The sequence below is a fragment of the Citrobacter sp. wls718 genome (assembly GCF_005280945.1).
Lineage (GTDB): Bacteria > Pseudomonadota > Gammaproteobacteria > Enterobacterales > Enterobacteriaceae > Citrobacter > Citrobacter gillenii.
Map to the genome: position 1 here is coordinate 45,926 of NZ_SZWV01000005.1, position 15,094 is coordinate 61,019.

The window sequence follows — 15,094 nt, forward strand, 5'->3', positions numbered from 1 at the left end:
GAGCTACTCCAAAATCTTCGGCGACTGGCTGTGCGAAACGGCGGCCAAAGACAACAAGCTGATGGCGATTACCCCGGCCATGCGCGAAGGCTCCGGTATGGTGGAGTTTTCACGTAAATTCCCGGACCGCTACTTCGACGTGGCGATTGCCGAGCAGCACGCGGTCACCTTTGCTGCCGGACTGGCAATTGGCGGCTATAAGCCGGTGGTCGCGATTTATTCCACCTTCCTGCAACGCGCCTACGATCAGGTGCTGCATGATGTCGCCATTCAGAAACTGCCGGTCCTGTTCGCCGTGGATCGCGCGGGGATCGTGGGCGCAGATGGACAAACCCACCAGGGCGCGTTCGATCTTTCTTTCCTGCGCTGCATCCCGGAGATGGTCATTATGACCCCGAGCGATGAAAACGAATGCCGCCAGATGCTGTTTACCGGTTATCACTACACTAACGGCCCGGCCGTGGTGCGCTACCCGCGCGGTAATGCGGTTGGTGTTGAGCTGACCCCGCTGGAAAAATTACCTATTGGTAAAGGCATCGTGAAGCGTCACGGGACAAAAGTGGCAATCCTTAACTTCGGCACCCTGATGCCAGAAGCCGCTCAGGTTGCGGAATCGCTGAACGCCACGTTGGTCGATATGCGCTTTGTCAAACCACTGGACGAAACGTTGATTCTGGAGATGGCGGCCCGTCACGAGGTGCTGGTTACGCTGGAAGAAAACGCCATTATGGGCGGCGCGGGCAGCGGTGTAAACGAAGTGCTGATGGCGCATCGTAAGCCGGTTCCGGTGCTTAACATTGGTCTGCCTGACTTCTTCATCCCACAGGGGACACAGGACGAAGCGCGCGCCGATCTCGGTCTTGATGCCGCCGGCATTGAGGCCAAAATCAAGGCCTGGCTGGCATAATCCCCTCCCCGCTCCTGCTATGCTTAATGATTAACACGCTAAGCAGGAGCGGAATATGCAATACAACCTCTTAGGAAAAACTGACCTTCGGGTTTCTCGCCTTTGTCTGGGCTGCATGACGTTTGGCGAACCCAATCGCGGCAACCACGCCTGGACGCTGCCGGAAGAAAGCAGTCGCCCAATTATCAAACATGCTCTTGAAGGCGGTATTAACTTTTTTGATACTGCCAATAGTTACTCCGCTGGCAGCAGCGAAGAAATTGTCGGTCGCGCCCTGCGTGACTTCGCCCACCGCGACGAGGTGGTGGTCGCCACAAAAGTATTTCACCAGGTAGATGATTTAGCGGAAGGGTTATCCCGGGCGCAAATCCTGCGTTCTATCGACGACAGCCTGACTCGCCTTGGCATGGACTATGTCGATATCCTGCAAATTCACCGCTGGGATTACAACACGCCTATCGAAGAAACCCTGGAAGCGCTCAACGACGTGGTGAAGTCCGGCAAAGCACGCTATATCGGCGCCTCTTCGATGCACGCCTCCCAGTTTGCGCAGGCGCTGGCCTTGCAGAAACAACACGGCTGGGCACAGTTTGTCAGCATGCAGGATCACTACAACCTTATCTATCGTGAAGAAGAACGCGACATGCTGCCGCTGTGCTACCAGGAAGGTGTGGCGGTGATCCCGTGGAGCCCACTGGCACGGGGACGTCTGACGCGCCCCTGGGGAGAAACGACCGCGCGTGTCGTGTCGGATGAAGTCGGAAAAAATCTGTACCGCGAGAGTGATGAAAACGACGCGAGAATAGCGGAACGGTTAACCGGGGTGAGTGAGGAAATCGGCGCTTCGCGCGCGCAGGTAGCGCTGGCGTGGCTGCTGAGCAAACCGGGCGTCGCTGCGCCCATAATTGGCGCCTCGCGCGAAGAACAGCTGGATGAGTTGCTCAACGCGGTCGATTTAACGCTAAAACCGGAACAGATTGCCGAACTGGAAATGCCGTACAAACAGCATCCGGTGGTGGGATTTAAATAATCTGGTATTGCCCGATGGCGCTGTGCTTATCGGGCCTACAACATAACCCTGGGAAGGGTTAAATAATGCCAAGCGGCCAGTGATGCCCGATAAAATAGAGGATCCCTGCGGAAAGTATCCCCGCCACAATATCGTCGATCATAATCCCCGTACCGCCATGCACGTTACGATCGAACCAGCGGATCGGCCAGGGCTTCCACATATCCAGAATGCGGAAAATCACAAATCCGGCGGCGACCCACTGCCAGTCGAGTGTCGGCAGAGCCATCAGGGTTATCCACATCCCGACAAACTCATCCCAGACGATACTGCCGTGATCGTGTACACCCATATCTTTCGCCGTTTGATGGCACAGATAGACACCGATACAAATAGCCAGCATGACGACCAGTGAATACAGCTGCCACGGCAGAAACGTCATCAAATACCAAAATGGGATCGCCGCCAGCGATCCCATGGTACCGGGTATAATTGGACTTAATCCGCTGCCGAATCCGGTGGCCAACAGGTGCCACGGATTACGCATACTCAAACGGCTTTTTGCGACATCTTTTTTAAGGCGCAGCAAAATGGTCATATCCTTTCCAGTCAAACGTGACAGGCTTACCGTCACGCGTAAAGTGCATCCCTTCCACGTCCGCACTCATCTGCCCAATGCAGGTAAATGATACGCCAAGATGCCCCAGCGCGACGTCCAGTGCACCACGGTTTATTTCCGGTACGGTAAAGCATAACTCATAATCTTCACCACCTGAGAGCGCCCAGCGCAGCGCCTGCTCCGGCTCAACGTGCTGGGAAAATGCCGTGGAATACGGTAACGCATCGACATTAACGCGTGCGCCGCAGCCGCTGGCATTAACGATATGTCCGAGATCGGAAATCAGACCGTCGGAAAGATCGATAGCCGCACTGGCCAGGTCGCGCAGGGCCTGCCCCTGTAAAATTCTCGGCGTGGGACGCAGGTGACGTTTAAGCAGATACTCCGCGTCTTTGGCATCTGTTACCTGCAATCGGTTTTGCAGAATAGCCAAACCGGCAGCGCTGTCGCCCGGCGTACCGGTAACGTAAATCCAGTCACCCGGCTTCGCACCCGAGCGTTTTAAGGCTCGCCCGACCGGGACGTAGCCATGGATACCCAACGTCATCGACAGTGGCCCACGCGTGGTATCACCGCCAATCAGCTGCATATCATAGTAATTAAGGAGTTCAAACAGGCTGTCACTGAAGGCTTCGAGCCAGGATTCATCAACGTCAGGTAACGTGAGCGCCAGCGTCAGCCATGCCGGGTCAGCTCCCATCGCCGCCAGATCGCTTAAATTAACCGCCAGCGCTTTCCAGGCCAGGTCCGTTGGATCAATATCGGGAAGGAAGTGATTGCCTGCCACCAGCGTGTCGGTGCTGATCGCCAGCGTTTGTTTTTCAGGGATGTTCAGGAGTGCACAATCGTCACCAATGCCGGTTTCGACGTCAAGACGAGAGCTTCTAACACGGTCAAAATAACGGGCAATCAGGGAGAATTCGCCACATGCCATACGTTATGCCTCAGCAGGAAAAAAGAAAAGGCCGGCGACAGCGGAAATAGATTCCACCATCCTGCCGGCCTGGCGATCACTTTTTGTTGGGGCGAATCGCAGGTGCTGCTTTATCCAGTACGCCGTTGACGAACTTGTGGCTATCTTCGGCACCGAAGGTTTTCGCCAGTTCAATCGCTTCGTTGATGGCCACTTTATACGGCACATCACTACGTTTAGACAGTTCAAACAGTGCAATACGCAGTACGGCTTTCTCTACCTGACCCAGCTCTTCCAGCAGACGAGACAGGTAAGGCTTCATCAGGCCATCCAGGTACGCGCTGTTAGTCGCCACCCCGGACAGCAGTTCACGAAAATACAGGACGTCGACATCTTTCACGTCCTGTTCCGCCAGGAACTGGTATTCAACATCAGAGATGTCGTTCTGGGACAACTGCCAGGAGTAGAGCGCCTGGACGGCACACTCACGGGCGCGGCGACGAGCAGCAGGTTTCACGGATTTCCCCTTACAAAAATCAGGCCTTAATGGCTTTCAATACATTAATCATTTCAAGCGCGGTCAGTGCAGCTTCTGCGCCTTTATTACCGGCTTTCGTGCCAGCACGTTCGATGGCTTGTTCAATACTTTCGGTGGTCAGAACACCGAAGGCTACCGGAATACCGCTGTCCTGAGCGACGTGCGCCAGGCCATTGCTTGCACCGCCAGCCACATATTCGAAGTGTGCGGTACCGCCACGGATAACTGTACCCAGCGCAATCACCGCGTCATATTTACCGGTTTTCGCCAGTGCATCAGCTGCCAGCGGCAGCTCATACGCGCCTGGAACCCAAACGACGGTAATGTTTTCATCTTTAACCTGGCCAATACGCTTCAGGGCGTCGATAGCACCTTCCAGCAGGCTGTCATTGATAAAGTTGTTGAAACGCGCAATGGTGATGGCGACGCGAGCGTCCGGAGTAGCAACGTTAGCTTCAATAATGTTCATATTCTTCCTTCGGATTCACTAGACCCCGCAGGGGGGCGGATTTTATCATAATAATCTGTGCGCTGCTTCCCTTTCGAACCGGGAGATCATGCGCTCACTAAATGCAGGCAAACGTCCGGACCTACATGGCGTATCTCGTTGAATTTGAAATGGGGGGCATCGGCCAGTTTCTCAAGGCCTGGCAGCACACATAATCCTCGCGCGTCACTGCCTAACAGTTTAGGCGCAACATAGACGATTAGCTCATCCACCACCCCGGCCTGCAATAATGCGCCTGCAAGCGTTGGGCCAGCCTCAACCCAAATGCTGTTAATTTGCTGCTTGCCCAGTTGCATCATCAACACCACCAGATCCAGATTGCCGTTATGCTCCGGCACATTCAGCGTGCGAACACTCTCCGGCCAGATACGCGAATCGTCGCTGCTGCGCGCAATCCAGGTTTCTCCCGGCTGCTGCACAATACGATGTTCAGGTGTGACCTGGTTTTGACGATCGAGAACAATGCGGATTGGCTGACGCAGGTTTTCCTGCGGATACAGCGCCTGGGTCGATTCATCAAGCTCCGACCAACGGACGGTAAGCTGGGGGTCGTCAGCCAGCACCGTGGCGCTGCTGGTTAAAATAGCATGGCTTTGCGCACGCAGGCGCTGAACGTCGCGACGTGCCTGTGGTGAGGTTATCCACTGGCTTTCGCCGCTGGCCATCGCCGTACGGCCGTCAAGCGATGCGCCGAGCTTAAGTTGAACATACGGAAATCCGGTGCGCATCCGCTTGAGAAAACCTTTATTCAGCTGTTCGACGTCGTTCATCATCATGCCGTGGCTGACATCAATACCGGCCTGCTGCAAGCGGTAAAGTCCACGCCCCGCCACCTGCGGGTTAGGATCCTGCATCGCGGCAACAACACGCGTCACGCCCGCAGCAATCAGCGCATCGCAGCACGGCGGCGTACGCCCGTGATGACTGCACGGTTCGAGCGTGACGTAGGCGGTTGCCCCCTGCGCTTTAACACCGGCCATACGCAGCGCATGGACCTCGGCATGGGGTTCGCCCGCGCGGTGATGATATCCTTCACCGACGATTTCCCCGTCTTTAACAATGACACAGCCCACGTTGGGATTAGGGTGGGTCGTGAAACGTCCACGCGCGGCCAGCTTCAGCGCTCGCGCCATGTACAACTCATCCTGCATGGCTTAATCCTGTAGGCGAGCAATCTCTTCGCCAAATTCTTTGATATCTTCAAAGCTCCGGTAAACCGAAGCAAAACGGATGTAGGCCACTTTATCGAGCTTTTTCAGTTGCTCCATCACCAGATTACCGATCATTTTACTCGGCACCTCGCGCTCGCCCGTCCCACGCAGCTGTGATTTTATATGGTTTAACGCCATTTCGACGTCATCTGCGCTGACCGGCCGTTTCTCAAGCGCTCTCAGCATGCCGCTGCGCAGCTTCTCTTCATTAAAAGGCTCGCGCACGTCGTTGCTTTTTACAACGCGTGGCATAACCAGTTCTGCCACTTCAAAAGTGGTAAAACGTTCGTTACAGACCAGACACTGCCGACGGCGGCGTACTGAAGAGCCCTCGCCGACAAGACGAGAGTCAATTACCTTAGTGTCTACGGCGAAACAGAATGGGCAATGCATACGGCGTCCTGTACCTCAGTGGTTCATAGAGATCTATTTTACCCTGAACTGGCGCGACAACAAAGGCAGAGCGCTTTTGAGACAAAGGATCGATGCCTTCATGCTCTGAGCACACTACCATTATGCTATCGCGACAATGTAGGAAGTAATCATAATGACAAGACGTTACCTAAGAATTCTCCTGGTGGGAAGCCTCTTTAGTCTTAATGCCTGCGCACAGCAAGCTGAAGTACGACAGATGCATCAAAGCGTAAGTACCTTGAGCAAAGAGATGACCCAGCTCAATCAGGAAACGGTAAAAATAACGCAACAAAATATGTTGAATGCGAAATCCACCCGCGGCGTCTATTTATTACCGGGTTCGAAAACCACCGCCCGCCTGAACAGCCAGATTGGTACGCTCCGCATGTCACTGGTCAATATTGCACCGAATGCGGACGGTACGCGCCTGACGCTGCGCATTCAGGGAGAATCCAACACACCGTTACCGGCATTTAGCGCCACCGTAGAGTACGGGCAAATCCAGGGCACCACGGACAACTATCAGGAAGTGAACGTTAAGAATGAATTGATCAACGCTCCGGCAAGCCTTCTTGCCCCCAGTGACGTAGACATTCCGCTGCAGCTCAATGGCCTGTCACTTGACCAACTCGGCTTTGTACGCATCCATGACATCCAGCCTGTGACCCAATAAACTTTTTTGCGGAGCGTTTTGTGCGTTCCGCAACACCCATCCCCGTCATTTTGTTACTCCGCTGACATCACCGATATTTTTAGTAAAACTTGGCAACATTCATGGGAGTCAGTACAATTCGCCGCCTAAAGTACGCAAACGTGAACGCAATCGATTACGTAAATGATAGAACTGTGAAACAAGACATATTTTTGTGAACAATGATTTTTATAATAGGCTCCGAAGAATTACGAAATATTTAGAAACGCAAATTGCGCCTTTTTCACTCCCGAAAGGGATTTCAAACAGTGGCATACATATGAAAAAAACATTACTTGCAGCCGGTGCAGTGCTGGCGCTCTCCTCGTCTTTCACTGCTAATGCAGCAGAAAACAACAAACCGGAATACCTGTCCGACTGGTGGCACCAGAGCGTTAACGTTGTCGGCAGCTACCACACCCGTTTCGGACCGCAGATCCGTAACGATACCTACCTGGAATATGAAGCTTTCGCTAAAAAAGACTGGTTTGACTTCTATGGTTACATGGATGCGCCGGTATTCTTCGGTGGTAACACCGATGCGAAGGGTATCTGGAACCACGGCTCCCCGCTGTTTATGGAAATCGAACCACGTTTCTCCATCGACAAATTGACCGGTGCCGATCTGAGCTTTGGTCCGTTCAAAGAGTGGTATTTCGCGAACAACTATATCTACGATATGGGTCGTAACAAAGATGGTCGCCAGAGCACCTGGTATATGGGTCTGGGTACTGATATCGACACCGGCCTGCCGATGAGCCTGTCCATGAACGTGTACGCCAAGTACCAGTGGCAGAACTACGGTGCCGCGAACGAAAACGAATGGGATGGCTACCGTTTCAAAGTGAAATACTTTGTCCCGATTACCGAACTGTGGGGCGGTAACCTGAGCTATATCGGCTTCACCAACTTTGACTGGGGCTCCGATCTCGGTGACAAAGACTTCACCGATGTAAATGGCAAGAAAGCACGTACCAACGATTCGATCGCCTCCAGCCACATTCTGGCGCTGAACTACGATCATTGGCACTATTCTGTTGTTGCCCGTTACTGGCACAACGGCGGCCAGTGGAAAGATAACGCGGACGTGGTCTTTATGAACGAAAACGTTCGTTCTACCGGTTGGGGTGGTTACTTTGTTGTAGGTTACAACTTCTAAATTGAGGTTGGTTGTCGCCGGATGGCGCTATGCTTATCCGGCCCAGGTATACAAAAGCCAGCTTAATTGCTGGTTTTTTTGTCTAAAGAAAGCCCATAGACAATTTGTAGGCTTTCTTCAGGCAAAAAAAATCCCGACCTTGCGATCGGGATTCTAATGTAACGCCCTGCGTCGGTTAAGGCAGAATAGACGGCTGATCCGCCCCTTCTTTCTCAACTTTCTGCTGCAGCATGTGCTCACGCTTCATACCCAGCTTCAGCGCCAGTGCCGATGCCACGTAGATAGACGACGCGGTACCGATGGACACACCGATAAGCATAGTCAGCGAGAAGCCTTCCAGTACCGGACCACCAAAGAGGTACAGCATCAGAATAACCACTAACGTTGTACCGGAGGTAATCAACGTACGGTGCAGCGTTTGGGTCAACGACACGTTAAAGATTTCATAAGGCGTCCCGCGACGGATTTTGCGGAAGTTCTCACGAATACGGTCAGAAACCACGATGCTGTCGTTTAGCGAGTAACCGATAACCGACATCAACGATGCGACGATAGTCAGGTCAATCTCGATATGGAACAACGACAGGATCCCAAGCGTGATGATCACGTCGTGCGCCAGCGAGATAACCACGCCCGCCGCCAGTCGCCACTCAAAGCGGAAACCGACGTACACGAGGATGGAGATCAGCGCCACGATCAGCGCCATCGCACCGTTTTGTGCCAGATCGGCACCGACGCTAGGCCCGACGAATTCGATACGCTTCACCGCTGCATGCTGGTTGGTGGCTTCGTTAATGACGCTCAGCACCTTGCTACCCAGCACTTGCCCACCATTTTCACCTTCGGTTGGCGGCATACGTACCATAATGTCGTGGCTGCTACCGAAGTTCTGCAGCAGCGGCTCGACGAAGCCCGCTTTCTCCAGCGCATCGCGCATCACGTCCATTTCCGCCGGTTTTTCCAGCGTGATTTCAATTACCGTACCACCGGTGAAATCGAGCCCCCAGTTAAAGCCACGTACGCCCATCACTACGATGGCCGCAATCAGCAGGAAACCAGAGATGCCGAAAGCCCAGTAGTCCCAGCGCATAAAGTCGATGACTTTACGGCCGTGGTTCAATTGTTCAACAGTATATTCCTGTGCCACTTCGCACTCCTCAGATTGACAGCTTTTTGACGCGCTTGCCGCCATACAACAGGTTTACGATGGCACGTGTCCCGACGATCGCGGTAAACATCGACGTCGCCACACCAATACCGGTAGTAATCGCGAACCCTTTAATTGCCCCGGTACCGACTGCATACAGGATCAGAACTTTAATCAGCGTCGTGATGTTCGCATCGAAGATGGAACTGAATGCGCCAGCATAACCTTCGTTGATCGCCTGCTGAATCGAACGTCCGTTACTCAACTCTTCTTTGATACGTTCGTTGATCAGTACGTTCGCATCGACCGCTACGGCAAGGGTTAAGACGATCCCCGCGATACCCGGCATACTTAGCGTAGCGCCCGGCAGCAGCGACATGATACCGACAATCAGTACCAGGTTCGCAATCAGCGCGCTGGTCGCAATCAAACCAAACTTCTTGTAGAAGAAGATCATAAACAGAATAGAAACAGCCAGACCAGCCAGACACGCTTCCAGACCCTGCTTGATGTTCTGCATACCCAGAGTCGGGCCGATGGTGCGTTCTTCAACAATCTGAATCGGCGCAATCAACGCACCGGCACGTAGCAGCAGTGAAAGCTGACGCGCTTCATTCGGGTTGTTGATACCGGTGATACGGAAGCTGTTGCCCAAGCGAGACTGGATGTTGGCGATGTTAATCACCTCTTCCTGTTTCACCAGCACTGAACGGCCATTCGCATCTTTTTTACCGCTGTCTTTGTACTCCACGAACAGGGTCGCCATCGGCTTACCGATGTTATCCTTGGTGAAGTTAGACATGATGTTACCACCCGCGCTATCCAGCGAGATGTTAACCTGCGGCTGATTGTATTCGTCCTGGCTGGAAGTGGAATCGGTGATATGGTCACCGGTCAGGATCACGCGTTTATACAGCACAACCGGCTGTCCTTCACGAGACTGTTTCACTTCCGAGTCACCCGGTACGCGCCCGGATGCCGCCGCAGACTGGTCCACGTTGGTGTTTACCAGACGGAACTCCAGCGTCGCCGTTGCGCCCAGAATCTCTTTCGCACGCGCGGTGTCCTGAATACCCGGCAGTTCGACCACGATGCGGTCGGCGCCCTGGCGTTGAACAACCGGCTCAGCGACACCCAGCTGGTTAACACGATTACGCAGAATATTGATGTTCTGCTGTACCGCGTACTCACGGGCTTCACTCAAACGTGCATCGGTCATCACTGCACGCAGCGCATTGCTGCCCTGGCTGGAAATAACCAGATCCTGATGACGCTTGCTCAGATAAGAGATCGCGTCGTCACGCGCCTTGCCATCACGGAAGGTGATGCTCAGACCGTAGTTATCTTCTTTACGAACGGTAGTATAAGGAATGCCTTTTTCACGCAGATCGCTGCGCAGGCTATCGATATTTTGTTCCTGCAGTTTACCCAGCGCGGTGTCCATATCCACTTCCATCAGGAAGTGAACGCCACCACGCAGATCAAGACCGAGTTTCATCGGTTCCGCGTGAATAGCAGCCAGCCAGCGAGGGGTTGCCGGAGCAAGGTTAAGCGCCACGACGTATTGATCACCCAGCACGCCCAGCAGCACTTCACGTGCGCGCAATTGGGTATCGGTGGAGTCGAAGCGCGCAAGAATAGCGCCCTCTTCCAGAGCCACAGACTTAGGTGTGATTTTTTCTTCTTGTAACGTTTTCTGGACCTGGATCAGCGTTTGCTCACTGGCGGCGGCACCGCGCACGCCAGTGATTTGAACAGCCGGATCCTCACCATACAGGTTGGGAAGTGCGTAAAGCAGGCCGACGATAATCACGACGACCAGCATGATGTACTTCCACAAAGGATAACGGTTTAACACGGCAGTTCCCTTTGGGAAAACGGAATATTACAGCGCCTTCATGGTGCCTTTCGGCAGAACGGCAGCTACGAAGTCACGTTTGATAACCACTTCAGTGGTGTCGTTCAGTGCGATAGAGATGTAGCCAGTTTCCGCTACTTTGGTCACACGACCGACCAGGCCACCGTTCGTCAGGACTTCATCACCTTTGGCAATGGAGCTCATCAGATTTTTATGCTCTTTGGTACGCTTTTGCTGTGGACGCAGGATCATGAAGTAGAAAATCAGACCAAACACCACCAGCATCAGAATCAGAGACATCGGGCTGCCCTGCGCCGGAGCACCTGTTGCCGCTACCGCATCAGAAATAAAAAAGCTCATTCAAATTCCCTCATTATTAAAATTAATCAACGTTCACAGGTGGAACAGGTCGACCCTGACGTTGGTAAAAATCGGTTACGAAGCTCTCTAATTTACCCTCTTCAATAGCCTTGCGTAAACCCGCCATCAAGCGCTGGTAGTAGCGAAGGTTATGAATGATATTGAGTCGCGCGCCCAATATTTCGTTGCAACGGTCAAGATGATGCAAGTAAGCGCGTGAATAATTGCGACAGGTGTAACAATCGCACTCAGCGTCGAGTGGACTGGTGTCGCTTTTATGTTTCGCGTTACGAATTTTTACCACGCCGTCAGTCACAAACAAATGGCCATTACGGGCATTTCGCGTTGGCATCACACAGTCAAACATATCGATACCACGACGCACGCCTTCAACCAGATCTTCTGGTTTGCCGACGCCCATCAAGTAACGAGGTTTATCTGCCGGAATTTGTGGGCAAACATGTTCCAGAATACGGTGCATGTCTTCTTTCGGTTCACCCACAGCCAAACCGCCGACAGCGTAGCCATCAAAGCCTATATCTACCAGACCTTTAACAGAGATATCACGTAAATCTTCGTAAACGCTGCCCTGAATGATGCCAAAAAGCGCATTTTTGTTGCCGAGGCTATCAAAACGGTCACGGCTACGCTGTGCCCAACGCAATGACATCTCCATCGAGCGTTTAGCATAGTCCCAGTCAGCCGGGTACGGTGTACATTCGTCGAAAATCATCACGATATCGGAACCGAGATCGTATTGAATCTCCATCGATTTCTCAGGATCGAGGAAAATCGGATCGCCGTTGATCGGGTTGCGGAAATGTACACCCTGCTCGGTAATCTTACGGATATCGCCCAGGCTGAATACCTGGAAACCGCCGGAATCGGTGAGGATCGGTCCTTTCCACTGCATGAAGTCATGCAAATCGCCATGCAGCTTCATGATTTCCTGCCCAGGGCGCAGCCACAGGTGGAACGTGTTGCCGAGAATAATTTGTGCGCCGGTCGCTTCAACTTCTTCCGGCGTCATACCTTTCACCGTACCGTAGGTACCGACAGGCATAAAAGCAGGCGTTTCCACTACGCCACGATCAAAAACAAGGCGTCCGCGGCGAGCGCGACCGTCTGTGGTATCCAGTTCAAATTTCATCTTAACTCCTGCGTCAGAAAAACAGTCCGACGTAAAATACTCATGCCGGGAACTTACTCCCCGACACGCTCAGAAATAGCCTGCGGATTGTACGTGATAAACATCGCATCACCGTAACTAAAAAAGCGATATTCCGCTTTAACCGCTTCATGATAGGCGTTCATGGTGTTTTTATAACCTGCAAACGCCGAAACCAACATAATCAATGTCGATTCAGGGAGATGGAAGTTGGTTACCAGCGCATCGATGACGTTGTACTGATAGCCCGGGTAGATAAAGATTTGCGTATCCCCGAAGAACGGTTCAATCAGATCATTTTTCGCCGCCTGAGCCGCGCTTTCCAGCGAACGAACTGAGGTCGTCCCTACCGCGATCACGCGATTACCGCGCGCTTTCGCCGCCAGTACCGCGTCGACCACGTCCTGCGGAACTTCCGCATATTCGGAATGCATGATGTGATCTTCAATGGTGTCTACGCGCACCGGCTGGAACGTCCCCGCCCCAACGTGCAGCGTCACAAACGCCATCTCAATGCCCTTTTCACGCAGTTTTGCCAGTAACGGATCGTCAAAGTGCAGACCCGCTGTCGGTGCCGCCACGGCGCCAGGTTTTTCGCTGTATACGGTCTGGTACAGTTCACGGTCGGCGTCTTCATCCGGGCGGTCGATATACGGCGGCAGCGGCATATGGCCGATGGCGTTGAGGATATCCAGTACGCTGCGTTCGTCGTCAAACGCCACTTCAAACAGCGCATCATGGCGCGCAACCATCGTCGCTTTAATGCTTTCATCATCGCCCAGCAACAGCTCAGCACCCGGCTTCGGCGCTTTGGATGCGCGAATATGAGCCAGAATACGTTTGTCATCGAGCATGCGCTCAACCAGCACTTCAATCTTGCCGCCGCTGGCTTTACGCCCAAACAGGCGGGCCGGGATCACGCGGGTATTGTTAAAGACCAGAAGATCTCCGGGGTTGAGCTTGTCGAGCAAATCGGTGAAAGTACCGTGCGTCAGCGCGCCCGTTGGCCCATCCAGCGACAGCAAACGGCAGCTACTGCGCTCTGCTTGCGGATAGTGGGCAATCAGGGATTCAGGAAGTTCAAAGGTGAAATCGGTAACGCGCATGACACTGACTCAGACTAAAATAAGAGGCGGGTAGTCTAGTGCCGGGGCGCTTTCCCTGCAACCTTTACCCCGCTTTTGGACAGATAATCGATAATGAATTTTCTTGCACATTTACATCTGGCGCATTTAGCCGACAGTTCACTCTCCGGCAACCTGCTGGCGGATTTTGTTCGCGGAAACCCGGCATCCAGTTTTGCGCCTGAGGTGGTGGACGGCATTTTCATGCATCGTCGAATCGACGTCATGACCGACAACCTGCCGGAAGTCCGTGAAGCTAAAGAGTGGTTTCGCAGCGAAACGCGCCGCGTCGCGCCGATTACGCTCGACGTGATGTGGGATCACTTTTTATCGCGCCACTGGGCAGAAATCTCGCCCGACTTCCCATTAGCAGCCTTTGTCCGCTACGCCCATACTCAGGTTGCCACAATCTTGCCTGAATCGCCGCCGCGCTTTGTCAATCTGAACAATTACATGTGGTCAGAGAAATGGCTGGAGCGCTATCAGGATATGGATTTTATCCAGGATGTGCTCAATGGCATGGCCAGCCGCCGCCCGCGTCTCGATGCCCTGCGCGACTCGTGGTATGACTTGGACAGACATTACGACGCACTGGAAGAACGCTTCTGGCGTTTTTATCCGCAGATGATGGAACAGGCCCGCCGTAAAGCACTTTGATCGCCCGACAGCACTGGGCCGGATAAGGTGACGCCACCATCCGGCAAAACATTGATAGCCAAAACCTGTCTCATTGATTGTCAGCGCCTCTTTGTCTTATTCCCGAACACTCTCTATACTGGCCCGCGTTGCGTTCCAAAAAACCCTTAACTTTGCAGGAGAATTATATGGTACTGGTAACTCGTCAGGCTCCGGATTTCACAGCAGCTGCGGTACTGGGTAGCGGTGAGATTGTTGATAATTTCAACTTCAAACAGCATACCAACGGTAAAACCACCGTTCTGTTCTTCTGGCCGATGGACTTCACCTTCGTTTGCCCGTCTGAACTGATCGCGTTCGACAAACGTTACGAAGAATTCCAGAAGCGCGGCGTTGAAGTGGTTGGCGTTTCTTTTGACTCTGAATTTGTCCATAACGCATGGCGTAATACCCCTGTCGACAAAGGCGGCATCGGTGCAGTGAAATACGCAATGGTTGCTGACATCAAGCGCGAAATCCAGAAAGCTTACGGCATCGAGCACCCGGAAGCGGGCGTTGCTCTGCGCGGTTCTTTCCTGATCGACGCGAACGGCGTTGTTCGCCACCAGGTGGTTAACGATCTGCCGCTGGGTCGTAACATCGACGAAATGCTGCGTATGGTTGACGCGCTGCAGTTCCACGAAGAGCACGGTGACGTTTGCCCTGCACAGTGGGAAAAAGGTAAAGAAGGTATGAACGCGTCTCCGGACGGCGTGGCAAAATACCTGACCGAAAACGTCTCCAGCCTGTAATTGGCATGAATTGAACAAGGCCCGCAAATGCGGGCCTTTTT

Annotated in this window: 17 protein-coding genes; 6 read left to right on the forward strand and 11 right to left on the reverse strand. The window is 53.2% G+C overall.

The genetic code is table 11. From position 1 onward, the window contains the following. On the forward strand, window positions 1-907 hold a 907-nt coding region (dxs, locus tag FDW95_RS23365; protein WP_249358853.1), incomplete at its 5' end, for a 1-deoxy-D-xylulose-5-phosphate synthase. A gap of 55 nt (window positions 908-962) precedes the next feature. Then, window positions 963-1,937 carry an aldo/keto reductase gene (locus FDW95_RS01055; protein ID WP_115259242.1) on the forward strand — a complete coding sequence of 325 codons (975 nt, stop codon included), beginning with the start codon at window positions 963-965 and terminating at the stop codon, window positions 1,935-1,937. Between the two features lie 58 nt (window positions 1,938-1,995). Here FDW95_RS01055 and pgpA read toward each other — a convergent pair whose 3' ends face one another. From pgpA to nrdR, 6 genes are all read right to left on the reverse strand, one after another. Beyond that, the gene (gene pgpA, locus FDW95_RS01060) at window positions 1,996-2,514 is read right to left on the reverse strand and encodes a phosphatidylglycerophosphatase A (protein ID WP_096758084.1); all 519 of its coding nucleotides are present in this window, start codon (window positions 2,512-2,514) and stop codon (window positions 1,996-1,998) included. Next, window positions 2,492-3,469, reverse strand: a complete 978-nt coding sequence (gene thiL / locus FDW95_RS01065) for a thiamine-phosphate kinase (protein WP_096758085.1) — start codon at window positions 3,467-3,469, stop codon at window positions 2,492-2,494. Before thiL ends, pgpA begins: the two co-directional genes overlap by 23 nt. 76 nt (window positions 3,470-3,545) lie before the next feature. Further along, complete coding sequence (gene nusB / locus FDW95_RS01070) at window positions 3,546-3,965, reverse strand: transcription antitermination factor NusB (RefSeq protein ID WP_096758086.1); 420 nt, start codon at window positions 3,963-3,965, stop codon at window positions 3,546-3,548. Between the two features lie 19 nt (window positions 3,966-3,984). Continuing rightward, a complete protein-coding gene (ribE, locus tag FDW95_RS01075; protein ID WP_003021575.1) occupies window positions 3,985-4,455 on the reverse strand; it encodes a 6,7-dimethyl-8-ribityllumazine synthase in 471 nt (156 codons plus the stop codon). An 86-nt stretch (window positions 4,456-4,541) separates the two neighbouring features. Continuing rightward, window positions 4,542-5,645: a bifunctional diaminohydroxyphosphoribosylaminopyrimidine deaminase/5-amino-6-(5-phosphoribosylamino)uracil reductase RibD gene (gene ribD, locus FDW95_RS01080; RefSeq protein WP_096758087.1), complete on the reverse strand. Its 1,104-nt coding sequence runs from the start codon at window positions 5,643-5,645 to the stop codon at window positions 4,542-4,544. Window positions 5,646-5,648: 3 nt separating this feature from the next. Then, the gene (gene nrdR / locus FDW95_RS01085; protein WP_096758088.1) at window positions 5,649-6,098 is read right to left on the reverse strand and encodes a transcriptional regulator NrdR; all 450 of its coding nucleotides are present in this window, start codon (window positions 6,096-6,098) and stop codon (window positions 5,649-5,651) included. Window positions 6,099-6,252: 154 nt separating this feature from the next. Here nrdR and FDW95_RS01090 point away from each other — a divergent pair, with 154 nt between their 5' ends. Both FDW95_RS01090 and FDW95_RS01095 read left to right on the forward strand, forming a co-directional pair. Beyond that, a complete protein-coding gene (locus FDW95_RS01090; protein WP_115259245.1) occupies window positions 6,253-6,792 on the forward strand; it encodes a DUF3251 domain-containing protein in 540 nt (179 codons plus the stop codon). A gap of 298 nt (window positions 6,793-7,090) precedes the next feature. Further along, window positions 7,091-7,969 carry a nucleoside-specific channel-forming protein Tsx gene (locus FDW95_RS01095; RefSeq protein ID WP_115259246.1) on the forward strand — a complete coding sequence of 293 codons (879 nt, stop codon included), beginning with the start codon at window positions 7,091-7,093 and terminating at the stop codon, window positions 7,967-7,969. Window positions 7,970-8,144: 175 nt separating this feature from the next. On the opposite strand, the gene secF is transcribed toward FDW95_RS01095, so the two are convergent. From secF to queA, 5 genes are read right to left on the reverse strand one after another with little or no spacing between them, the layout of a single operon-like run. Continuing rightward, a complete protein-coding gene (secF, locus tag FDW95_RS01100) occupies window positions 8,145-9,116 on the reverse strand; it encodes a protein translocase subunit SecF (RefSeq protein WP_096758091.1) in 972 nt (323 codons plus the stop codon). A gap of 10 nt (window positions 9,117-9,126) precedes the next feature. Continuing rightward, window positions 9,127-10,974: a protein translocase subunit SecD gene (secD, locus tag FDW95_RS01105; protein ID WP_096758092.1), complete on the reverse strand. Its 1,848-nt coding sequence runs from the start codon at window positions 10,972-10,974 to the stop codon at window positions 9,127-9,129. A gap of 27 nt (window positions 10,975-11,001) precedes the next feature. After that, window positions 11,002-11,334 carry a preprotein translocase subunit YajC gene (gene yajC, locus FDW95_RS01110; protein WP_052283894.1) on the reverse strand — a complete coding sequence of 111 codons (333 nt, stop codon included), beginning with the start codon at window positions 11,332-11,334 and terminating at the stop codon, window positions 11,002-11,004. Window positions 11,335-11,356: 22 nt separating this feature from the next. After that, the gene (gene tgt, locus FDW95_RS01115; RefSeq protein WP_137363385.1) at window positions 11,357-12,484 is read right to left on the reverse strand and encodes a tRNA guanosine(34) transglycosylase Tgt; all 1,128 of its coding nucleotides are present in this window, start codon (window positions 12,482-12,484) and stop codon (window positions 11,357-11,359) included. Between the two features lie 53 nt (window positions 12,485-12,537). After that, window positions 12,538-13,608 carry a tRNA preQ1(34) S-adenosylmethionine ribosyltransferase-isomerase QueA gene (queA, locus tag FDW95_RS01120; RefSeq protein WP_096758094.1) on the reverse strand — a complete coding sequence of 357 codons (1,071 nt, stop codon included), beginning with the start codon at window positions 13,606-13,608 and terminating at the stop codon, window positions 12,538-12,540. Between the two features lie 93 nt (window positions 13,609-13,701). On the opposite strand from queA, the gene acpH reads away from it, so the two are divergent. Together acpH and FDW95_RS01130 are read left to right on the forward strand one after the other, a co-directional pair. Then, on the forward strand, window positions 13,702-14,283 hold the full coding sequence (gene acpH, locus FDW95_RS01125) for an ACP phosphodiesterase (RefSeq protein ID WP_096758095.1): 582 nt from the start codon (window positions 13,702-13,704) through the stop codon (window positions 14,281-14,283). A gap of 167 nt (window positions 14,284-14,450) precedes the next feature. After that, window positions 14,451-15,053 carry a peroxiredoxin gene (locus FDW95_RS01130; RefSeq protein WP_048212444.1) on the forward strand — a complete coding sequence of 201 codons (603 nt, stop codon included), beginning with the start codon at window positions 14,451-14,453 and terminating at the stop codon, window positions 15,051-15,053. The last annotated feature ends 41 nt before the right edge of the window (window positions 15,054-15,094 follow it).